This is a genomic window from Escherichia sp. E14S1, from assembly GCF_004211995.1.
Lineage (GTDB): Bacteria > Pseudomonadota > Gammaproteobacteria > Enterobacterales > Enterobacteriaceae > Escherichia.
The window spans coordinates 62,586-86,047 of sequence record NZ_RHJQ01000003.1; the positions used below are offsets into that span (position 1 = coordinate 62,586).

The window sequence follows — 23,462 nt, forward strand, 5'->3', positions numbered from 1 at the left end:
CCGGGCGGAAGAGTTACAGCATATGTTCGGTACGGGCGATGATATCGTCCTGCGCGTCTGGAGAGAGCGCAGTGAAGAAGGCGGAATAACCTGCTACGCGCACCACCAGATCGCGGTATTGATCCGGATGTTTTTTCGCTTCCAGCAATGTTTCGCGGGAAACGATGTTGTACTGAATGTGCCAGCCTTTATGCACTTCGAAGAAGGTGCGCAGCAGGATCATCAGTTTCTGCTTGTCAGATTCGTTCTCCAGCGTCGCCGGGTTCAGTTTCTGGTTGAGCAACACACCGCCGAGAATCGCTGCGGTAGGCAGTTTACCCACTGAGCCGATGACCGCCGTTGGGCCGAGATGGTCGGTGCCGGAGGCCGGGCTTGCGCCTTCTGCCAGCGGGGTATGCGCTTTACGTCCGTCCGGCGTTGCCATAGTCTGCGCGCCGAATGGTACGTTGGCGGAAATAGATGATGTACCTGCGTAATAATTGCCGCCGATCGGGCCACGACCGTAGCGTGGGTTATGATACTGTTTCAGTTCGTCGATATAGGTCTGATAAGCACGAGCCAGCAGCGTATCGACGCTATCATCGTCGTTGCCGTACTTCGGCGCGCCGTTAATCAGACGCTGACGCAACTGCTCGTGAGTCAGACCGTCGAAGTCTTCCGCCAGTGCGGCAGCCAGTTGTTGCTGACCAATCGCGCCCTGTTCAAATACCAGTTTCTTCACTGCCGCCAGGCTGTTGCCGAGGTTGGCAATGCCGACCTGCAGGCCAGAAACCCAGTCATATTTCGCGCCGCCTTGCTTGATACTTTTCGCTCGCTCAATACAGTCATCCACCAGCGCCGAACAGAGAATATCGTGCACGTTCTCTTCCAGCATGGTGTCGACGACATATTCGATTTCGATTGATTTGCGGGTGTAGTAACGGATTTGCGTATCCCACGCGTCCATGACTTCATCGAAGTTGTTGAAGTTACCCGCTGACAACGCTTTTTCTTGTGGCAGGAACACTTTGCCGCTGGTGGCATCACGACCACCTTCCAGCGCCGCCAGCATCACGCGAGCGAAGTTGATAAAGCTCATGCCGGTGCAGCGATAGCCCCATTTACCGCCGACGGCGGTTTCGATACAACCAATCGCTGCGTAGTCGTAAGCGTCCTGCGGTTCAATACCGAGTTTAATAAATTCCAGAATCACGATTTCGTCGTTGTTGAACGCAGGCATCCCGAAGCCGCAGCGGATCACCTGCACACAGGCATCGAGGAAATCGTTGCTCATTCCCGCATGGTAACGCACGCTGAGGTTAGGCTGAGTTGAACGCAGGCGACCGCAAGATTCGAGGAGTGCGTAAGAGAGTGGATTCACCGCGTCCATCGGCTGACCATCAACCAGATTTTGCCCGCCAATGGTGACGTTCTGATACAGCGGACTTCCCGCAGAGGCTTTTGAGTGCGAGCCGGAGCGGATCTTGTTCACTTCCAGCAGTTTCAGCCAGCAGCTATGCAGCATCTCGATAGCGTGTTCGCGATCCAGCGTCTGGTTGAGTTCAACGTCGCGGCGATAGTACGGATAGAGATACTGATCCATACGACCAAACGACACCGAGTGACCGTTAGATTCAATCTGCAAAATCAACTGGATGAAGTAGCACAGTTGCAGCGCCTGCCAGAAAGTTTGCGGCGGCTGGTGGGCGATGATGTCGCAGTTTTCTGCCATCGCCAGCAGTTCATCGCGACGACTTTCGCGGGATTCGGTGGCGGCCATTTCTCGCGCCAGAGCAGCGAAACGTTCAATGTGTTCACTGACTGCCACCAGTACGATATCAATCGCTTTCAGGAACTGCTCGCCGTGCAAATCTTCCAGCACAGTCAGGTTGATACGTGAGCGGCGCTCTGCCACTTTCTCACGCAGACCATCAAGCCCTTTTTCCAACAGCAGCGGGAAATTGACCGCCAGGTGCGCATCGCCGGAGGTCATATTGCCCTCCGCTTTAATGATGCCAGTCGCCAGCAGGCCTTTTTGCTCATCGGTAAACATGCCGTAGCAGCGATCCTGTACCGTCTGACCGCGCCACCAAGGGCACACTTCATGCAGAACACGTTTGTTCTCTTCGCTGACCGCAAAACCAGCACCCGGACGATCCGCCAGATCATCAATCTCTTTTTCGATCCAGGAGACGGTATATTCCGGGAAGATCGGCGCGGCGCGGACTTCACTGGCCTGGTTGCCGATGATTAACTCATCGTGTTTGATCCAGATGGTGCGATTAGCCAGGTGGTGCGCCAGCGCCAGCGCGCGACGTACCGGGATTGGCTTGTCGAGATGTTGTTGATACATCTCAGTATAGTGCTGTGCGCGCTCGGTACAGACCGGCGGTTTCACAATATGCACCAGCGCATTTTTGTGCGCTTTAATGCGGTCGCTGAGCGTGTCCAGTTTCAGTGTGGTCATGGTTGTTATCCTCGTAAGGTCGCGGTTAACCCTTTCTGGCAGGCATACTGCTGGGCAAAGTCGAGCAGTTCTGGCGCATCAAGCGGTTTTTCCGGGGCGTCATAGGGCAGATTAAGTAAGTGATATTTGTTGATGCCCAGCGTGTGGTAGGGCAAGAAATGGATTTCGTTAACGTGCAGTTCACTGGCGGCAAAATCAGTAATGGCTTTCACACTGGCTTCATCGGCATTAAAGCCCTGAATCAGCGGCACGCGAATAATGATTTTTTTGCCCGCTGCGGCGAGTTTTTTCAGATTATCCAGCACTCTGGCGGCGCTGCCGTCAGTCCACTGTTTAAACGGCGCGTCGGCAACGTGTTTTAAATCGGCAAGAAACAGATCGATATAGGGCAGAGAAGGGGCGATATATTTCCACGGCACATGCAGACAGGTTTCTACCGCAGTATGAATACCGGCCTCGTGGCTGGCTTGCAGCAGCGCCGTCGCCATTTCCGGCTGCATAAACGGCTCACCACCGGAAAGCGTTAAGCCGCCGCCGCTGCGATCGTAAAATGGTTTATCGCGCAGAACGGTCGCCATGATCTCCTCAACGCTTTTCGCTTCACCGCACACGGTTAATGCCTGAGTCGGACAGCAGTCGGTCAGCGCCGTCAGATGTTCAGGCGTTAACTTTTCCCTGTGAATGAGTAAACCATTCAGCGCGCGCTCAATCACTTCCGGAGCGGTTTTTGAGCATAGTTCGCAGCCTTCCAGACACAGTCGTGCGTCATACAGCAGATCTTGCGTGCGGGCGCGGCTTTCCGGGTTCTGACACCAGCGGCAGCCCAGCGAGCACCCCTTAAGGAAAACTACCGTGCGGATACCGGGACCGTCGTGGGTCGAATAGCGCTGAATGTTGAAAATCATAGATGCCCCTCTTTTTCGTTCAAACATTAAAATACTTTCGAATGAAAGTTAGATTGATGTGCATCAACTGTTCAGAGAGTTTTTTCGTGATAGTCTGATTTCATACAAAAGTAGATTTAGAGGATGACTATGGAACTGTATCTGGATACTTCAGACGTCGCTGCAGTGAAGACGCTGGCTCGTGTTTTTCCGTTGGTGGGTGTGACCACTAATCCAAGTATTGTGGCGGCAGGTAAGAAGCCTCTGGAAGTTTTACTTCCTGAGTTACATGAGGCGATGGGCGGACAGGGGCGTTTGTTTGCGCAGGTCATGTCTACTACTGCTGAAGGTATGGTGAACGATGCGCGTAAACTGCGTTCTATTATTGCGGATATCGTGGTTAAAGTACCTGTGACTGCCGAGGGGCTGGCAGCGATTAAGCTATTAAAAGCGGAAGGTATTCCGACGTTGGGTACGGCGGTGTATGGCGCGGCGCAAGGGCTGCTGTCGGCGCTGGCGGGGGCAGAGTATGTTGCGCCTTACGTCAACCGAATTGATGCCCAGGGCGGGAGTGGTATTCAGACGGTGACCGACTTACACCAGTTACTGAAAATGCACGCGCCACAGGCGAAAGTGCTGGCAGCCAGTTTCAAAACCCCGCGTCAGGCGCTGGACTGCTTATTGGCAGGATGCGAATCAATCACACTGCCGCTGGATGTCGCGCAACAGATGATTAGCTATCCGGCAGTTGATGCCGCTGTGGCGAAGTTTGAGCAGGACTGGCAGGGGGCGTTTGGCAGAACGTCGATTTAACAGGGCGCTTGTCATCCTCATAAATTGCTGTTGACGTGGCGGAGTGCACTGATTCCTGCCGCGTCTTATCAGACCTGGAAATCTGCGCCCGAACCGTAGGCCAGATAAGGCGTTCACGCCGCATCTGGCGTCTGGATCAAATGCCTGATGCGCCGCTTGCCGCATCTTATCAGGCCCGGAGCTGGCAATTAATGCCCGCACACCTCACACCCCGGATTACGCATCAGTTTCATTTCGCGAAACTGACAAGTCATCGCATCGTACATCACGATTTTCCCGCTGGCAGGTTTGCCATAACCTGCCAGCAGTTTGATCGCTTCCATTGCCTGCAACGAACCAATCACCCCAATCAACGGTGCCATTACGCCCGCTTCCACGCAGGTTAACGCGTTCTCGCCAAACAAACGGCTAAGGCAGCGATAGCACGGCTCACCGTCCTGATAAGTAAAGACCGTGATTTGCCCTTCCATGCGAATAGCCGCGCCGGAAACCAGCGGCACCTTCGCGGCAAAACAGCCCGCGTTCAGTTGATTACGTACCGCAACGTTATCCGTACAGTCGAGCACCAGATTGTGTTCAGCAATCAACGCAGCCAGTTCAGCGTCATCAAGCAACGCGTTTATCGGCGTAATCGCGATATGTGGATTGATCCGCGCCAGTGCGTCACGGGCTGATTCTACCTTCGGTTGCCCGACCGTGGCATCACTGTGCAGCGTCTGGCGCTGTAAATTTGAGAGCGAAACCGTGTCGAAGTCGAGCAGCGTCAGGTTGCCGACACCGGCGCTTGCCAGATACTGCGAGGCTGCGCAGCCGAGGCCGCCCAGGCCAACGACCAGCACGCGGGAATCTTTCAATGCTTCCTGACCGTCAAAATCAAAACCACGCAGGATGATTTGCCGATTGTAGCGCAGCATCTCCTGATCGCTGAGTTCCGCCATTACAGGCCTCCGAACAACGCATTAAATGGCTCGACTTCCACCCATTCGCCCGCTTCAACATTGCCGCGATCGCGCTCCAGCACGATAAAGCAGTTGCCGAGGCTAAAGGAGCTAAATATATGTGAACCCTGATGCCCGGTGGTCGTGACTTCCAGTTCGCCGTCGGCGTTGCGTTGCAGCACGCCGCGCTGGAAATCAAGACGTCCAGGGGATTTCTTCAGACGAGATGCCGTGCGTACGCGCTGGCGCGCGGGTAGGCCACTGGCGGTATTGCCGCTTAATTTGGCCAGCAAAGGTTGTACTAATTGATAGAAGGTCAGCGTCGCAGAAACCGGATTGCCCGGCAGGCCGCAGAACCAGCTATTCGCGAGTTTACCAAACGCGAACGGTTTACCCGGTTTAATCGCCAGTTTCCAGAAAGCAATTTCGCCCAGTTCTTCGAGAATGGTTTTGGTGTAATCCGCCTCACCAACCGAAACACCACCGGAACTGATCACCACATCCGCCTGGCTGTCGGCTTCAATAAACGCGGCGCGCAGGGCATGTGGATCGTCGCGAATAATCCCTAAGTTGATTACTTCACAACCCAGCTGTTCTAACATCAAATGCACCGCGAGGCGGTTGGTATCGTAAATTTGCCCATCGCCCAGAGGCTGACCGGGTAACTGCAACTCATCACCCGTGGAAAATAGCGCCACTCGCACTTTACGAATCACCGGAGCTTCGGCAATCCCTAGCGAAGCAATCACTGGCAGTTCAGCGGTAGTCAGGCGAGTACCTGCCGGAAAAACAACCGCGCCCGCAGAGATATCTTCACCGCGACGGCGAATATTTTGCCCGCTATGCACTTCAGCGGTAAAACGTACGCCATTGTCCGTTAGTTCAGTCTGTTCCTGCATGACCACTGCTTCGCAGCCTTCCGGTACTGGTGCGCCAGTCATAATGCGGATGCAGGTGCCAGCGGGCCACTCGCCATGATAAGGCTGACCGGCAAACGACTTCCCGGCAACGGGCAGCGGTTGTCCGGAGGTGATATCGGCCAAACGTACCGCGTAACCGTCCATTGCGGAGTTATCAAACCCTGGGACATCCAGCGGCGAAACCACATCGCTCGCCAGAATACGGCCAAAACACTGTACCAGTGGCAGCGTTTCCTGGGCGGTCAGTGGGGTAACGCGAGAAAGCATCTCATTAAGCGCGGTGTCGAGCGACATCAATCCGGTGGTAAATTCCATGAAAACACTCCTGCGGAGGCAAAATCGAATTTGCCTATTATGTCAGAAAAACGCCACAGACTGTATGCCACCTCGGTCGTAGAGCAGACGCTCTCCTTTACATGCCATATACATCTTTCTATATTCAAAAATTGAATGAGTAATTCATAAAAATTCTGATATTTATAGCAAAAGTGGCGAGCCACCCTTAATGGACGAAGACTATGGGCAAAGCAGTCATTGCAATCCACGGCGGCGCAGGCGCAATTAGCCGCGCACAGATGAGTCTGCAACAGGAATTACGCTACATTGAGGCGCTGTCTGCCATTGTTGAAACCGGACAGCAAATGCTCGAAGCGGGCGAAAGCGCGCTGGATGTGGTGACAGAAGCGGTGCGCCTGCTGGAAGAGTGTCCGCTCTTTAACGCCGGAATTGGCGCCGTCTTTACGCGTGATGAAACGCATGAACTGGACGCCTGCGTGATGGATGGCAACACACTGAAAGCGGGGGCGGTGGCGGGCATTAGCCATCTGCGCAACCCAATTCTTGCCGCTCGTCTGGTGATGGAGCAAAGCCCGCATGTGATGATGATTGGTGAGGGGGCGGAAAACTTTGCTTTTTCTCATGGCATGGAGCGCGTCTCGCCGGAGATTTTCTCCACGCCTTTGCGTTATGAACAGCTGCTGGCGGCGCGTGAGTGTGGGGAAACCGTCCTCGACCATAGCGGCGCTCCGCTGGATGAAAAACAAAAAATGGGCACGGTGGGCGCCGTGGCGTTGGATTTACACGGCAATCTGGCGGCCGCCACGTCCACGGGCGGAATGACCAATAAATTACCCGGACGAGTGGGCGATAGTCCCTTAGTGGGTGCTGGATGCTACGCCAATAACGCCAGTGTGGCGGTTTCTTGTACTGGTACGGGCGAAGTCTTCATCCGCGCGCTGGCGGCGTATGACATCGGCGCGTTAATGGATTATGGCGGTCTAAGCCTCGCGGAAGCCTGCGAGCGGGTGGTGATGGAAAAACTCCCGGCGCTTGGCGGCAGCGGTGGTTTAATCGCTATCGACCACGAAGGTAACGTCGCACTACCGTTTAACACCGAAGGAATGTATCGCGCCTGGGGCTATGCAGGCGATACACCAACCACTGGTATCTACCGCGAAAAAGGGGACACCGTTGCCACACAGTGATGAACTTGATGCCGGTGATGTCCTGGCGGTCGATAATCTCAACATTGCCTTTATGCAGGACCAGCAGAAAGTGGCTGCGGTGCGCAATCTTTCTTTTCGGCTGCGACGCGGCGAGACGCTGGCCATTGTCGGGGAATCAGGTTCCGGTAAATCTGTCACAGCACTGGCATTGATGCGTCTATTGGAACAAGCAGGCGGTCTGGTGCAGTGCGATAAAATGCTGTTGCGGCGACGCAGTCGTGAAGTGATTGAGCTTAACGAGCAGAGTGCCAGTCAAATACAGCATGTGCGCGGCGCAGATATCGCGATGATTTTTCAGGAGCCGATGACCTCGCTGAATCCGGTATTTACTGTGGGTGAGCAGATTGCCGAGTCGATCTGTTTGCATCAAAACGCCAGTCGTGAACAGGCGATGGTAGAGGCGAAGCGGATGCTGGATCAGGTTCGCATCCCGGAAGCCCAAACCATTCTTTCGCGTTATCCGCATCAACTCTCCGGTGGGATGCGCCAGCGAGTGATGATTGCAATGGCGCTGTCATGTCGCCCGGCGGTGCTGATTGCGGATGAACCGACCACCGCACTGGATGTCACGATTCAGGCGCAGATCCTGCAATTAATCAAAGTATTGCAAAAAGAGATGTCGATGGGCGTCATCTTTATCACTCACGACATGGGCGTGGTGGCAGAGATTGCCGATCGGGTGCTGGTGATGTATCAGGGCGAAGCGGTCGAAACAGGCAGCGTTGAACAGATTTTTCATGCGCCACAGCATCCTTATACCCGCGCGCTGTTGGCTGCCGTGCCGCAGTTGGGGGCGATGAAAGGGCAAGATTATCCTCGCCGTTTCCCGCTGATATCACTTGAACATCCGGCTAAACAGGAACGACCTGTCGAGCAGAAAACGGTGGTTGATGGCGACCCTGTTTTACAGGTGCGTAATCTAGTGACCCGTTTCCCTTTACGTAGTGGCTTATTGAATCGCGTTACGCGAGAAGTGCATGCGGTTGAGAAGGTTAGTTTTGATCTCTGGCCGGGCGAAACGTTGTCGCTGGTGGGAGAGTCCGGGAGTGGCAAATCAACCACCGGTAGGGCGTTGCTGCGCCTGGTTGAATCCCAGGGCGGCGAAATCATCTTCAAAGGGCAGCGAATCGATACCCTTTCACCAGGCAAACTTCAGGCATTGCGTCGCGATATTCAGTTTATTTTTCAGGATCCTTACGCCTCGCTGGATCCACGACAGACCATTGGTGATTCGATTGTTGAACCGCTGCGCGTACACGGTTTATTGCAAGGTAAAGAAGCTGCTGCACGCGTTGCGTGGTTGCTGGAACGCGTTGGCCTGTTACCTGAACATGCGTGGCGTTACCCGCATGAGTTTTCCGGCGGTCAGCGTCAGCGCATCTGCATTGCTCGCGCGTTGGCGTTGAATCCCAAAGTCATTATTGCCGATGAAGCTGTCTCGGCGCTGGATGTTTCTATCCGTGGGCAAATCATCAACTTGTTGCTCGATCTCCAGCGCGAGTTTGGCATCGCCTTTCTGTTTATCTCCCACGATATGGCCGTTGTAGAGCGGATTAGTCATCGTGTGGCGGTGATGTATCTTGGGCAAATCGTTGAAATTGGTCCACGGCGTGCGGTCTTTGAAAATCCGCAGCACCCTTATACACGTAAATTACTGGCGGCAGTTCCGGTCGCTGAACCGTCCCGACTACGACCGCAGCGCGTGCTGCTGTCGGATGATCTTCCCAGCAATATTCATCTGCGTGGCGAAGAGGTTGCCGCCGTCTCGTTGCAATGCGTCGGGCCGGGGCATTACGTCGCACAACCACAATCAGAGTACGCATTTTTGCGTAGATAACATTCAGGCGGAGAATAAAATGGCAAGAGCTGTACACCGTAGTGGGTTAGTGGCGCTGAGCATTGCCGCAGCGTTGATGGCACCTTGTGCATTCGCTGCCAAAGATGTGGTTGTGGCAGTGGGATCGAATTTCACTACGCTCGATCCGTATGACGCGAATGACACGTTATCTCAGGCCGTAGCGAAATCTTTTTATCAGGGACTGTTCGGTCTGGATAAAGAGATGAAACTGAAAAACGTGCTGGCGGAGAGTTATACCGTTTCCGATGACGGCCTCACTTACATCGTGAAATTGCGCGAAGGGATTAAGTTTCAGGACGGCACCGACTTTAACGCCGCAGCCGTCAAAGCGAATCTGGACCGAGCCAGCGATCCGGCAAATCATCTAAAACGCTATAACCTGTACAAAAATATTGCCAAAACTGAAGCGGTCGATCCGACAACGGTGAAGATTACGCTCAAGCAACCGTTCTCCGCGTTTATTAACATCCTCGCTCACCCGGCGACCGCGATGATTTCACCGGCGGCGCTGGAAAAATATGGCAAGGAGATTGGTTTTCATCCGGTCGGAACTGGACCGTATGAACTGGATACCTGGAACCAGACCGATTTTGTGAAGGTTAAAAAATTCGCGGGTTACTGGCAGCCTGGCTTGCCCAAACTGGACAGCATCACCTGGCGTCCAGTGGCGGACAACAATACCCGCGCGGCAATGCTGCAAACCGGGGAAGCGCAGTTTGCTTTCCCCATCCCTTATGAACAAGCTGCGCTACTGGACAAGAACAAAAATATCGAGCTGATGGCCAGCCCGTCGATTATGCAGCGTTATATCAGTATGAACGTGACGCAGAAACCATTCGATAACCCAAAAGTGCGTGAGGCGCTGAATTACGCCATCAACCGTCAGGCACTGGTGAAAGTGGCCTTCGCGGGATATGCAGTTCCTGCCACTGGTGTGGTGCCACCGAGTATTGCCTACGCGCAAAGTTATAAACCGTGGCCTTACGATCCGGCTAAAGCGCGCGAACTATTAAAAGAGGCGGGATATCCCAACGGTTTCAGTACCACATTGTGGTCATCACATAATCACAGCACCGCGCAGAAAGTGCTGCAATTTACCCAGCAACAGCTAGTGCAGGTGGGGATTAAAGCCCAGGTGACGGCGATGGATGCCGGGCAGCGGGCGGCAGAAGTTGAAGGTAAAGGGCAGAAAGAGAGCGGCGTGCGAATGTTCTATACTGGCTGGTCGGCCTCGACCGGTGAAGCTGACTGGGCGCTATCGCCGCTGTTCGCCTCGCAGAACTGGCCACCGACGCTGTTTAATACTGCGTTTTACAGCAATAAGCAGGTGGATGACGAGCTTGCCCAGGCGCTGAAAACCAACGATCCGGCGGAAAAGGCGCGCTTGTATAAGGCGGCGCAGGATACCATCTGGCAAGAGTCGCCGTGGATCCCGCTGGTGGTAGAAAAACTGGTGTCGGCACACAGCAAAAAACTGAGCGGTTTTTGGATTATGCCAGACACTGGCTTTAGCTTTGAAGATGCGGATTTGCAATAAGTAGCGCAGGGAGAGGAATGCTTAATTACGTTATCAAACGCTTGCTGGGGCTGATTCCGACGCTGTTTATTGTCTCGGTGCTGGTGTTTTTGTTTGTCCATATGCTACCCGGCGACCCGGCGCGATTGATTGCCGGTCCAGAAGCCGATGCGCAGGTCATCGAACTGGTGCGTCAGCAACTGGGGCTGGATCAGCCGCTGTATCACCAGTTCTGGCACTATATCAGCAATGCCGTGCAGGGGGATTTTGGTCTGTCGATGGTGTCGCGTCGTCCGGTTGCCGAGGAGATCGCCAGCCGTTTCATGCCTACGCTGTGGTTGACCATTACCAGTATGACATGGGCGGTGCTGTTCGGCATGGCGGCGGGTATTATCGCCGCCGTCTGGCGTAACCGTTGGCCGGATCGATTAAGTATGACCATCGCAGTATCAGGGATTTCATTTCCGGCATTTGCGCTCGGAATACTGCTGATTCAGGTTTTCTCTGTTGAACTGGGCTGGTTGCCTACCGTAGGTGCAGACAGTTGGCAGCATTACATATTACCTTCTCTGACGCTCGGCGCGGCGGTGGCGGCAGTGATGGCGCGTTTTACCCGCGCCTCGTTTGTTGATGTTTTAAGTGAGGATTATATGCGTACCGCGAGGGCAAAAGGGGTAAGCGAAACCTGGGTTGTCCTCAAGCATGGTTTACGCAACGCCATGATCCCTGTGGTCACCATGATGGGATTGCAGTTTGGCTTTTTGCTCGGTGGTTCCATTGTGGTGGAGAAAGTTTTCAACTGGCCCGGACTTGGACGCTTACTCGTTGACTCCGTAGAAATGCGTGATTACCCGGTGATTCAGGCAGAAATTCTGCTCTTCTCGCTGGAGTTTATTCTTATCAACTTAGTGGTGGATGTGCTTTACGCCGCCATTAACCCGGCTATCAGGTACAAGTAAGGATGCGACTATTTAACTGGCGACGTCAGGCGGTGTTAAACGCTATGCCACTGGTAAAACCTGACCAGGTACGTACACCGTGGCATGAGTTCTGGCGACGTTTTCGCCGTCAGCATATGGCGATGGCCGCCGCACTGTTCGTCATTTTGCTGATTGTGGTGGCAATTTTTGCCCGTTGGATCGCCCCCTATGATGCCGAAAATTTTTTCGATTATGACAACCTGAATAACGGCCCTTCTTTGCAACACTGGTTTGGTGTCGACTCGCTGGGGCGTGATATTTTCAGCCGTGTCCTGGTCGGCGCGCAAATCTCGCTGGCGGCGGGTGTGTTTGCTGTCTTTATTGGTGCGGCGATCGGTACGCTATTGGGCTTACTGGCGGGATATTACGAAGGCTGGTGGGACCGATTGATTATGCGTATTTGCGATGTGCTGTTTGCCTTCCCGGGTATTTTACTGGCGATTGCTGTTGTTGCGGTGTTAGGAAGCGGTATTGCCAACGTAATTATCGCAGTCGCCATCTTTTCCATTCCGGCTTTTGCCCGTCTGGTGCGCGGCAACACGCTGGTGTTGAAACAGCAAACTTTTATTGAATCGGCGCGCAGTATTGGTGCCAGCGACATGACCATCTTGTTGCGCCATATCTTGCCCGGGACTGTCTCTTCCATTGTCGTCTTTTTCACAATGCGTATTGGCACTTCGATCATCTCGGCTGCCAGCCTTTCATTTCTTGGCCTGGGGGCGCAGCCGCCGACACCAGAATGGGGGGCTATGCTCAATGAAGCGCGAGCGGATATGGTCATCGCGCCGCATGTGGCGGTTTTCCCGGCACTCGCTATCTTCCTTACCGTGCTGGCTTTCAACTTGCTGGGCGATGGTTTACGCGACGCGCTGGACCCGAAAATTAAAGCATAGCCACGGCAGAATATTGCTTAAAAATGTAATGGCGTCATAGGAAATTATTGCTATACGCAAATGTTGTAACTTTCTGCCGATTTTGTAGAATCAGGTAATTGGGTAAATATGCTGCTGTAAAAGTCTATTTATGCAGCAGGGCAGCGTACTGATAGTTATTTTGTTACGTGTATTAACATGCTTAGTTTATACGAAAAGATAAAGATAAGACTGATTATTTTATTTTTGTTGGCTACGCTGTCATTTATTGGTCTTTTTTTCATCATTAACTATCAGTTGGTATCGGAAAGGGCGGTAAAACGTGCCGATAGCCGCTTTGAACTTATTCAAAAAACGTAGGTTATTTTTTTAAAGATATTGAGCGTTCTGCCTTAACGTTAAAGGACTCGTTGTATTTATTAAAAAACAGTGAAGAAATTAAACGTGCCGTCATTCTGAAAATGGAAATGATGCCATTTCTGGATTCGGTAGGATTGGTACTGGATGATAATAAATATTATCTCTTTTCACGTCGGGCGAATGATAAAATCATTGTTTACCATCAGGAAAAAGTAAATGGGCCGCTTGTCGATGAGGCAGGACGCGTCATCTTTGCCGACTTTAACCCGTCGCAGCGGCCCTGGTCGGTGGCATCAGACAACTCGGTCAGTAGTTGGAATCCGGCCTACAATTGCTTTGATCGACCAGGGAAAAAGTGTATCTCTTTTACCCTACGAATTAATGGAAAAGACCGTGACTTACTGGCGGTTAACAAAATTCATGTTGACTTAAACTGGCGCTATCTGAATGAATATCTTGATCAAATCAGTTCGACTGATGAAGTGCTGTTTTTGAAACAAGGCCATGAGATCATCGCCAAAAACCAACTCGCCCGTGAAAAACTGATTATTTATAATAGCGAAGGAAATTATAACATTATTGATTCTTTCGATACGGAATATATCGCAAGAACATCAGAAGTTCCAAATAACGCGTTGTTCGAAATATATTTTTATTATCCCACAGGTAATTTATTTAACGCATCAGATAAACTCTTTTATCTACCATTTGTATTTATTATTATCGTACTGCTGTTGGTTTACTTAATGACCACGCGTGTGTTTCGTCGACAATTTTCCGAAATGACAGAACTGGTCAATACGCTGGAGTTTTTGCCCGATTCTACTGAACAAATGCAGGCGCTGAAAATCCGTGAAGGCGATGCGAAAGAGATTATTAGCATCAAAAATTCCATAGCGGAAATGAAAGATGCCGAAATTGAACGTTCGAATAAACTGCTCTCGCTAATCTCCTACGATCAGGAGAGTGGTTTTATCAAAAACTTGGCGATTATTGAATCTAATAATAACCAATATCTGGCCGTCGGGATCATCAAACTGTGCGGACTGGAAGCCGTCGAAGCTGTGTTTGGCGTCGAGGAACGCAATAAAATCGTCAGGAAACTGTGTCAGCGAATTGCCGAGAAATATGCGCAATGCTGCGATATAGTGACATTCAATGCCGATCTCTATTTATTATTGTGCCGGGAAAATGTACAGACGTTTACCCGCAAGATAGCGATGGAAAATGATTTTGACAGCAGCTTTGGTTATCGTAATCTGCGTATACACAAATCTGCCATTTGTGAACCTTTGAAAGGTGAAAATGCCTGGAGTTATGCCGAAAAACTGAAACTGGCGATTTCCAGTATCCGTGACCATATGTTCTCTGAGTTTATTTTCTGTGATGACGCGAAACTCAACGAAATTGAAGAGAATATTTGGATTGCGCGTAATATTCGCCATGCAATGGAAATAGGTGAATTGTTTTTAGTCTATCAACCGATTGTTGATATGAAAACCAGAGACATTATCGGCGCAGAAGCATTATGCCGCTGGATCTCTGCGGAACGAGGAATAATCTCACCGCTGAAGTTTGTTACGATTGCTGAAGATATTGGGTTTATCAATGAGCTTGGCTATCAAATTATTAAAACCGCAATGCGTGAATTCAGGCATTTTAGCCAGCGTGCGGCCCTGAAGGACGGTTTCTTACTGCATATTAATGTGTCACCCTGGCAGCTAAACGAACCACACTTTCATGAGCATTTTACAACTATCATGAAAGAACATGATCTGCAGGCGAATAGTATCTGTATTGAGATCACTGAAACAGTGATCGAACGAATTAATGAACATTTTTATCTCAATATTGCACAACTGCGTAAACAAGGGGTAGGGATATCGATTGATGACTTTGGCACAGGGCTGTCAAACCTGAAACGTTTTTATGAAATTAACCCTGACAGCATAAAAGTAGATTCGCAATTTACCGGCGATATTTTCGGCACCGCGGGAAAAATTGTACGCATTATCTTCGACCTGGCACGCTATAACCAGATTCCGGTGATTGCAGAAGGTGTTGAGAGCGAAGAGGTTGCGCGTGAATTAATCAAATTAGGCTGTGTTCAGGCCCAAGGGTATCTGTACCAGAAGCCTATGCCATTCTCTGCCTGGGATAAAAGTGGAAAGTTAGTAAAAGAGTAGTTTAGGTATGTCCAGAATCAATAAATTCGTACTTACAGTCAGTCTGCTGATTTTTATTATGATTTCGGCAGTTGCCTGCGGGATCTACACTCAAATGGTGAAAGAACGGGTGTATGGCCTGAAACAGTCCGTTATTGATACTGCTTTTGCGGTGGCGAATATTGCTGAATATCGGCGTAGTGTGGCAATTGATCTCATCAATACGCTAAACCCTACGGAAGAACAATTGCTGGTTGGCTTACGCACAGCCTATGCCGATTCGGTTTCTCCTTCTTATTTGTATGATGTTGGACCTTATCTGATTTCCAGTGATGAGTGTATTCAGGTAAAGGAGTACGAGAATAACTATTGTACAAATATCATGCAGGTGGTTAAGTATTTGCATGTTAAGAATACGGGGTTTATCTCTTTTGACGGTAAAACCTTCGTCTATTATCTCTACCCGGTTAGCCATAATCGTAGTCTGATATTTTTGCTTGGGCTGGAGCGCTTTTCTTTACTGTCAAAATCACTGGCAATGGACAGCGATAACCTGATGTTCTCACTTTTTAAGAATGGCAAATCGGTTACTGGTGATGAATATAACGCCAAAAACGCCATCTTCACTGTTTCGGAAGCGATGGAGCACTTCTCCTATTTGCCAACAGGATTGTATGTGTTTGCCTATAAAAAAGACGTTTATTTTCAGGTATGTACGTTGATCATCTTCTTTGCCGCATTGGTGGCGGTTATATCAGGGGCCAGCTGCCTCTATCTGGTACGCAGAGTGATCAATCAGGGCATTGTTGAAAAAGAAGCCATTATTAATAACCATTTTGACCGTGTGCTGGACGGTGGGCTTTTCTTCTCGGCGGCGGATGTCAAAAAACTCTACAGTATGTATAACTCAGCGTTTCTTGACGACCTGACGAAAGCGATGGGCAGAAAATCCTTTGACGAAGACTTAAAAGCCTTGCCGGAAAAAGGCGGATATTTGTGCCTGTTTGACGTCGATAAATTCAAGAACATTAACGACACCTTCGGTCATTTGTTGGGCGATGAAGTGTTGATTAAGGTTGTGAAAATCCTTAAATCACAAATTCCGGTGGATAAAGGCAAAGTCTATCGTTTTGGCGGCGACGAATTTGCGGTGATTTATACAGGTGGAACGCTGGAAGAGTTGCTATCGATATTAAAAGAAATCGTTCATTTCCAGGTGGGAAGCATTAATTTAAGCACCAGTATCGGCGTAGCGCATTCAAATGAATGTACCACCGTTGAACGGCTGAAAATGCTGGCAGATGAGCGACTGTATAAGAGTAAGAAAAACGGCAGGGCGCAGATTAGCTGGCAATAATGTTTATTAGCAGGCCGGGAAAATAAATTTGCCCGGCCTGGCATTAATTAAACTCGACTACCCCACAAATCGTACTCATCGGCATGCTCGACTTTCACACGCAGGATGTCGCCCGGCTTAACCTTGGTTTCACCGTTAAGATAGACCGCGCCGTCGATTTCCGGCGCATCAGCCATACTGCGGCCAATCGCGCCTTCTTCATCCACTTCGTCGATGATCACCAGAATTTCACGGCCAACTTTCTCCTGCAGGCGCTCGGCGGAAATCTGTTGTTGCAGTTGCATGAAGCGATTCCAGCGTTCTTCTTTCACTTCTTCCGGGACCTGGTCCGGCAGAGCATTGGCATCTGCGCCTTCAACCGGGCTGTATTTAAAGCAGCCAACGCGATCCAGACGTGCTTCTTTCAGGAAGTCGAGCAGCATCTGGAAATCTTCTTCCGTCTCGCCAGGGAAGCCGACAATAAAGGTTGAACGCAGGGTCAGTTCCGGGCAGATTTCACGCCATTTTTTGATACGTGCCAGTTGGCGATCCACCGAACCTGGGCGCTTCATCAGTTTGAGAATGCGCGGGCTGGCATGCTGCAGCGGAATATCCAGATATGGCAGGATTTTGCCTTCAGCCATCAGCGGGATGACGTCGTCCACGTGCGGATAAGGGTAAACGTAGTGCAGACGTGTCCAGATCCCCAGTTTCGATAACTGTTCGCACAGGCTGACCATGCTGGTTTTTACCGGCTCGCCGTTGTGGAAGCCAGTACGGTGTTTTACATCAACGCCATAGGCGGAAGTATCCTGTGAGATCACCAGAATCTCTTTAACGCCCGCATCCACCAGACGTTTCGCTTCGCTTAATACTTCGCCAATCGGGCGGCTCACCAGATCGCCGCGCATTGAAGGAATAATGCAGAAGGTGCAGCGGTGGTTACAACCTTCGGAAATCTTCAGATAGGCATAATGACGCGGGGTCAACTTAACACCCTGTTCCGGCACCAGGCTCAGGAACGGATTGTGTTTCGGTTTTGGCACGTAGTGATGAACGTGCTCCAGAACCTGCTCGTAGCTATGAGGCCCGGTGATTTCCAGCACTTTCGGGTGAACTTCGCGGATCTGATCTTCTTTTGCTCCCAGACAACCAGTCACAATCACCTTGCCGTTTTCATTCAACGCTTCGCCAATGGCTTCCAGAGATTCTTGCACCGCGCTGTCAATAAAGCCGCAGGTGTTGACGATCACCATATCTGCGTCGTCATAGCTCGGTACTACGTCATAACCTTCAGTACGCAGTTCGGTCAGAATGCGCTCTGAATCGACGAGGTTTTTCGGACAGCCGAGGGAAACAAAGCCGATTTTCGGCTGGGGAGTTACTTTGCTCATAGCTTAAAAAATATTCAGTTACAGGAAAGGTCAGGGCAGGGATTCTACAGAGTTCTGGATAAAATTTGTATCGTAATCTGGTCAACAGGCGAGGAAAACGCCCCAAATATCGGGGCGCAAATGATTGTCATGCTACTGGGTTTTCAGTTAGCGCCTCCGCAGGCTGGCTGCTGGATTTGTCCCGCAGCGTAAAGACCGAAATAAGTGTGAAGCAACCGGCAATCGCCCCCAAGATTAGATAGGTTTCAGCAAAGCCAATGGTGTCATACAGATAGCCGGCAATGGGTGAATAGATTGCCGTGGCGATGGATGCCACAAAAAGCACCAGCAGGTATACCGTCGAAGAGAGTTTATGATCAAAGTTAGCCGCGATAAATTTAAACACAGACACCAGGATCAGTGGTTTTTCGATGGCGTGCATCATTTTAACGGCCGCAATCCACACTGGCCCCAGTTGGATAGCAGAACCGGCAATGCGTAGCGACATAATGGTTCCGGCAATCACTAATGCCCATTTGGCGCCAGTGCGGTTAACAAACCACGGCATCAGACAGAGAAATAAGGTTTCTCCACAGACCTGGACAGAAGCCAGAATCCCGTACCAGCGATTGCCTTCTTCTGGCGTCGGGAATTGCAGCGAAAAATATTGTGCGAATTGTTGATCGTAGGTGTCATAAATTTGCGTTACGAACAGAGTGAACATCAATAAAAACCAGAACTGACTATTTTTCGCCAGTTCAAGCGCATGGATAGCTTTCAGCGAATTGGTTTTTTCAATTTCCGCCTCGGTCAGTTCAATTTTGGTAAACATAAAGCAGATTGCGGCGATCACAATGGCACAGCTTGCCAGCCAGAAAGAGAGATTAGGGCTGGTATCAATGTATTTACCCACAATCCACGCGGCAGCGGCCCATCCCAGAGAGCCCCACATTCTTACGCGACCATATTCAAAATGATAACGGCGCGAAACTTTATCTATCCAGGAATCCAGAACGCCACAGCCAGAATTAAAAATGATCCCCAGGTAAATGCCACCCAAAACAGCGCCCAGCCAGAAGTTATGAACCAGAAGCGGGGCATACACATAAATAAAGAATGGGCCTACGGGAAGTAATAATGCGACGAGGAGCCAGATGAGTTGTTTCTTAAGACCAAATTTATCGGAGATGAAACCGAAGAACGGCTGCATTAATAACGCAATGAAAGCATTAACGGAATAAAGCAATCCTGTGCGTGTGGCGGTAATTTCCAGATGCTGTGTCGTCCATATGACAAAAAATGCCATCGTTGCCGACCAGGCGAAGAGGTACAGAAAATCGAAAATACTGAGCAAAATATAATTACGTTTACCGGGCAATAACATAGCCATATCCTCAATCACTGGCGTTGGGTCATTTACCGTTGGCACAGGCATTAGCTGTGCTTACTGGTTATTGTTTTGGTATGCATCTCCGGAAATGTCATACGTTAACAATTTCATTTTTACTCTGACCCTGACCGCGATGATTAGGCAATGTGTTAAATGAATGTTTGAGATTTACATCACAATTATTGCTGATAATAAAAAAGATTTAGCGAAACAGATCACTAAATCTTTTTATGAGAACGTATTACTTTTATGCCTTTCGTGTTAGCTCATCTGCCAGTGTGCGAAGGTGTTCAGCAATATTCATCAGATCAGTCTGTGGTGAGTGCAGGGGACCAGCAGAGTTACGCACGACCAGGCGACTGGGAAGGATGGTTGAAGAGCGGAGCATCGCGTGTTCATCGTCCGGCTGTAAAATTTGTTGAACGGCAATTTTCCCTTGTAAATCAAAGTCGATTGCGACCGTCGTTAGCGAAGGTTCAAAAAATGCACTCTCATAGGTGTCGTCATAGCCTATGACAGAAATATCTTGCGGGATTTTACGTTTTTGTTGATGTAAGGCGCTTAATGCCCCCAATGCCATCTGATCATTGGCGATCAGAAGAGCGGTTACCTGTGGTGTTTCACGTAGCATTTGTAACGTCGCCAGATAGCCGCTTTGAGCGTCCCAACGACCATAATGAATGGCCAGCGGCGTCAGTTGGAGTGAAGCGAGGGTGTCGCGCCAGGTATTGAGTCGTAGCCGCGCTGGTACTGAATTTTCAGGGCCAGAGATCAAGCAAAATTGACGATGCCCCAAATCGTAAAGATGTTTCACGCTGGCGCGTGCACCTTCTGCGGGATTAAAAGTGACGTTAAATACCGGGCTATAAGGGTCCACGTCGAGAAACAAACACAATACATCGCTGTTTTCAGCAACCAGTGTTTCAGCCAATGCCGTTTCCAGCGGTGCGTTGATAATAATCTTTGTTACCCGTTGTGCTTTTAATTCATTAATTGCAGCCTGAATACCTTTAATATCAACATCGTCAATCATGGATATCAGCACCTGATATCCCTGTTCTCCGGCATATTTTTTCACTGCTGCCGCAATTTGCGAGGGGGCATGCAGGGCAAGTGAAGTTGTAACCAGCCCGACCGTTTTGCTCTCTTTCCCTACCAACTGTTGAGCTACGCGATTTGGAACGTACTTAAGTTCGGCAATGGCTTGTTCAATTTTTTGACGTGTTTTAGCAGACACGTTCGCTGAATTGTTAAGCACCCGTGACACTGTCTGATAAGAAACATTGGCATGACGAGCAACATCGGCAAGGGTTGCAGCTTTGGTTTTCATATTCGCCCCGGCTAAAAGATTTGTCACAGTATACCGCAGTGAATGTCATACGTATCACGCTCACCTGTCTCAGTGCCGGTAAGCTGAACCGACGAACCTGTTTGAAGGGAAAAACGCGTACTTGATCACATTCCTGCCGGACATTCCTTGCATAACGAAGCAATAAATTACTAGATGACATTATTGTGAACGAATAACATTTTTTGTCTGTTTAAAACAATTCAGGAGTCAACATGGACAAGTACCCACCGATCATCCCCAGAGCCCCATGGTTACTTCATGGCGCTGATTACAATCCGGAGCAATGGTTACATGTCCCTGGGATTCTGGAAAAAGATATCGCTATGATGCAACAGGCTGGTTGTAACACCATGTCGGTGGGCATTTTTAGCTGGTCAATGCTGGAACCCACAGAGGGTGAGTATCGCTTTGACTGGCTGGATGAGGTGCTCGATAAACTTCATGCTGGTGGGATCTCTGTCTTCCTCGCAACACCAAGCGGAGCCAAACCCGCCTGGCTTGCTGCTCGTTATCCAGAGGTTCTGAGAGTTAGCGCCTCACGCGAGAAAATGCTTCACGGTGGTCGCCATAATCACTGCCTTTCTTCGCCAGTGTATAAAGATAAAGTGACGCAAATTAACCGTAAGCTGGCGCAGCGATACGCCAATCATCCGGCGGTTCTGGGATGGCATATCAGTAATGAGTATGGCGGAGAGTGTCATTGTAATGGATGCCAACAGGCGTTTCGCCGTTGGTTGCAGACGCGTTACACCACTCTTGAGGCGCTTAATCAGGCATGGTGGACTGGCTTCTGGAGTCATACATACAGTGACTGGTCACAAATTGAATCTCCTTCCCCAATAGGTGAAATGTCCAACCACGGTTTGAATCTTGATTGGCGGCGCTTTGTCACATCGCAGGTAAAAGAGTTCTATCAAATGGAAATCGCGCCGTTAAAAGCAGAACGCCCCGATTTACCTGCGACGACCAATTTTATGTGGTATTTCAATGACTACAACTACTGGGCATTAGCCGAAGTGGTTGATTTTGTGAGTTGGGATAGCTACCCCATGTGGCACAAACAGGAAGATGAACGCGCCGTAGCCTGTAAAACTGCGATGTATCACGACCTGATGCGTACCTTGAAAAATAAACCGTTTATTCTGATGGAATCCACGCCCAGCCAGACAAGCTGGCAGCCAACCAGCAAATTGAAAAAGCCGGGAATGAATATTCTTTCTTCCTTACAGGCCGTCGCTCACGGCGCAGACGGCGTGCACTATTTTCAGTGGCGTAAGAGTCGTGGTGCCGTGGAGAAGTTTCATGGTGCGGTGGTTGATCACGTCGGTCATCTGGAGACGCGTACCGGGCGCGAAGTCATACAACTGGGGCAACGGCTGGCTCATCTTAAACAACTGGTTGGGACGAAAACGCAGGCCAAAGTTGCCATTATTTTCGACTGGGAAAACCGCTGGGCGGTCAATGATGCTGCCGGGCCGCGCAATTGCGGTATCCACTACGAACAAACGGTAGTGGAGCATTACCGACCTTTCTGGGAGCAGGGCGTGGCGGTCGATATTATCAATGCTGATTGTGATCTTACGGGTTATCAGTTAGTTATCGCCCCAATGCTCTATATGGTTCGCGATGGATTTGCTGCGCGTGCTCGTGCCTATGTCGAAGCTGGTGGCAATTTTGTCACCACTTACTGGTCCGGGATTGTTAATGAAACCGATTTATGTCACCTGGGTGGGTTCCCTGGCCCGTTGCGTGACCTGATGGGCGTATGGGCTGAAGAGATTGATAGTCTTAATGATTATCAGCATAACGAAGTTATCTGCGAGCCGAATGCGTATGGACTGCAGGGGCAATGGCAGGCACGGGAATTATGTGCGGTTATTCACGCCGAAGGTGCTCAGGTTCTGGCGCGCTATGGTGAGGATTTTTATGCGGGTACACCTGCGTTAACGGTAAATCACGTCGGACAAGGTCGTGCTTTTTATGTGGCTTCGCGTAATGATGCGTCATTTCATCAAGCGTTTGCCGCGATGTTGATCAACACACTTCATCTCCCAAAAGCACTTGCTACTGAACTTCCTGTTGGCGTTATTGCAACGCGTCGGACAGACGGCGATCAGGAATGGGTTTTTGTACAAAATTACACTGCTCATGTACAAAATGTTGTGCTTCCTGGAGCGTGGCGAGTGGCGGAAACGGGCAAGGCTTGTTCACAAGAATTAGAACTGGCGCCGTGGGGATGTGAGGTACTGGAAAGAGAAATAATGTAAATTAATATTAATAAGATGTGAAGTATTGATCCTTGACAGCATTTTGCTCAAAAAATAGCCATACTATTTAATTGCAACAAGGTTGGAAAGAGGAGGATCGAAGTATGTTCGTTGACAGACAGCGAAGCGACCTGCTGAACCGGTTGAAAGACGCACAAGTTGACCTCGCTGCATACGTGCATCTGAGGAAGGCCAAAGGATACATGTCCGTCAGCGAAAGCAATCATCTACGAGATAACTTTTTTAAACTGCATCGCGAATTGCACGATAAATCGCTGCGGTTGAATCTTCATCTGGATAAGGAAGAGTGGGATGCTCTTCATCATGCTGAAGAAGCATTAGCGACAGCCGCAGTATGTTTGATGAGTGGGTATCATGATTGCCCAAATTTTATTACCGTCAACGCCGATAAGCTTGAAAATTGTCTGATGAGCTTAACGCTGAGTATCCAGAGCCTGCAGAAGCACGCCATGCTTGAGAAGGCCTGA

General features: G+C 50.2%; 16 protein-coding genes and 1 pseudogene. 10 read left to right on the forward strand and 7 right to left on the reverse strand.

Annotation, left to right across the window (positions count from 1 at the left end; genetic code table 11):
• Positions 1 to 13 precede the first annotated feature (13 nt).
• Both D9734_RS02600 and D9734_RS02605 read right to left on the reverse strand, forming a co-directional pair.
• Positions 14 to 2,446, reverse strand: a complete 2,433-nt coding sequence (locus D9734_RS02600; RefSeq protein WP_130205155.1) for a glycyl radical protein — start codon at positions 2,444 to 2,446, stop codon at positions 14 to 16.
• A gap of 5 nt (positions 2,447 to 2,451) precedes the next feature.
• Entirely contained in the window at positions 2,452 to 3,351 is a 900-nt protein-coding gene (locus D9734_RS02605) for a glycyl-radical enzyme activating protein (RefSeq protein WP_130205157.1), read from the reverse strand.
• Positions 3,352 to 3,480: 129 nt separating this feature from the next.
• Here D9734_RS02605 and fsa point away from each other — a divergent pair, with 129 nt between their 5' ends.
• Positions 3,481 to 4,143, forward strand: a complete 663-nt coding sequence (gene fsa, locus D9734_RS02610) for a fructose-6-phosphate aldolase (protein ID WP_130205159.1) — start codon at positions 3,481 to 3,483, stop codon at positions 4,141 to 4,143.
• Positions 4,144 to 4,331: 188 nt separating this feature from the next.
• Here fsa and moeB read toward each other — a convergent pair whose 3' ends face one another.
• On the reverse strand, positions 4,332 to 5,081 hold the full coding sequence (gene moeB, locus D9734_RS02615; RefSeq protein WP_130205161.1) for a molybdopterin-synthase adenylyltransferase MoeB: 750 nt from the start codon (positions 5,079 to 5,081) through the stop codon (positions 4,332 to 4,334).
• Positions 5,081 to 6,316, reverse strand: a complete 1,236-nt coding sequence (moeA, locus tag D9734_RS02620; RefSeq protein WP_130205163.1) for a molybdopterin molybdotransferase MoeA — start codon at positions 6,314 to 6,316, stop codon at positions 5,081 to 5,083. The genes moeB and moeA overlap by 1 nt, the downstream gene beginning before the upstream one ends.
• 203 nt (positions 6,317 to 6,519) lie before the next feature.
• On the opposite strand from moeA, the gene iaaA reads away from it, so the two are divergent.
• The 7 genes and pseudogenes from iaaA (at position 6,520) to D9734_RS02655 (ending at position 16,614) form a co-directional block, all read left to right on the forward strand.
• A complete protein-coding gene (gene iaaA, locus D9734_RS02625) occupies positions 6,520 to 7,485 on the forward strand; it encodes a beta-aspartyl-peptidase (protein WP_130205165.1) in 966 nt (321 codons plus the stop codon).
• Positions 7,472 to 9,343, forward strand: a complete 1,872-nt coding sequence (gene gsiA / locus D9734_RS02630) for a glutathione ABC transporter ATP-binding protein GsiA (RefSeq protein ID WP_130205713.1) — start codon at positions 7,472 to 7,474, stop codon at positions 9,341 to 9,343. The genes iaaA and gsiA overlap by 14 nt, the downstream gene beginning before the upstream one ends.
• A gap of 19 nt (positions 9,344 to 9,362) precedes the next feature.
• Positions 9,363 to 10,901, forward strand: coding sequence for a glutathione ABC transporter substrate-binding protein GsiB (gsiB, locus tag D9734_RS02635; RefSeq protein WP_130205167.1), 1,539 nt, complete (start codon positions 9,363 to 9,365; stop codon positions 10,899 to 10,901).
• Positions 10,902 to 10,918: 17 nt separating this feature from the next.
• A complete protein-coding gene (gene gsiC / locus D9734_RS02640) occupies positions 10,919 to 11,839 on the forward strand; it encodes a glutathione ABC transporter permease GsiC (RefSeq protein WP_130205169.1) in 921 nt (306 codons plus the stop codon).
• Between the two features lie 2 nt (positions 11,840 to 11,841).
• On the forward strand, positions 11,842 to 12,753 hold the full coding sequence (gsiD, locus tag D9734_RS02645) for a glutathione ABC transporter permease GsiD (RefSeq protein WP_130205171.1): 912 nt from the start codon (positions 11,842 to 11,844) through the stop codon (positions 12,751 to 12,753).
• Positions 12,754 to 12,930: 177 nt separating this feature from the next.
• Positions 12,931 to 15,278: pseudogene (locus D9734_RS02650) on the forward strand (EAL domain-containing protein).
• A 7-nt stretch (positions 15,279 to 15,285) separates the two neighbouring features.
• A complete protein-coding gene (locus D9734_RS02655) occupies positions 15,286 to 16,614 on the forward strand; it encodes a GGDEF domain-containing protein (RefSeq protein ID WP_130205173.1) in 1,329 nt (442 codons plus the stop codon).
• Between the two features lie 47 nt (positions 16,615 to 16,661).
• On the opposite strand, the gene rimO is transcribed toward D9734_RS02655, so the two are convergent.
• The 3 genes from rimO to D9734_RS02670 form a co-directional block, all read right to left on the reverse strand.
• Positions 16,662 to 17,987 (reverse strand): 30S ribosomal protein S12 methylthiotransferase RimO, encoded by a 1,326-nt coding sequence (gene rimO, locus D9734_RS02660; protein ID WP_130205175.1) that lies wholly within the window; start codon positions 17,985 to 17,987, stop codon positions 16,662 to 16,664.
• A 127-nt stretch (positions 17,988 to 18,114) separates the two neighbouring features.
• Positions 18,115 to 19,350, reverse strand: coding sequence for an oligosaccharide MFS transporter (locus D9734_RS02665; RefSeq protein WP_130205715.1), 1,236 nt, complete (start codon positions 19,348 to 19,350; stop codon positions 18,115 to 18,117).
• Positions 19,351 to 19,603: 253 nt separating this feature from the next.
• Entirely contained in the window at positions 19,604 to 20,686 is a 1,083-nt protein-coding gene (locus D9734_RS02670) for a LacI family DNA-binding transcriptional regulator (RefSeq protein WP_130205177.1), read from the reverse strand.
• Positions 20,687 to 20,919: 233 nt separating this feature from the next.
• Between D9734_RS02670 and D9734_RS02675 the strand changes: the two genes are divergently transcribed.
• Positions 20,920 to 22,974 carry a beta-galactosidase gene (locus D9734_RS02675; protein ID WP_130205179.1) on the forward strand — a complete coding sequence of 685 codons (2,055 nt, stop codon included), beginning with the start codon at positions 20,920 to 20,922 and terminating at the stop codon, positions 22,972 to 22,974.
• 104 nt (positions 22,975 to 23,078) lie between these two features.
• Positions 23,079 to 23,462, forward strand: coding sequence for a biofilm formation regulator BssR (gene bssR / locus D9734_RS02680; protein ID WP_130205181.1), 384 nt, complete (start codon positions 23,079 to 23,081; stop codon positions 23,460 to 23,462).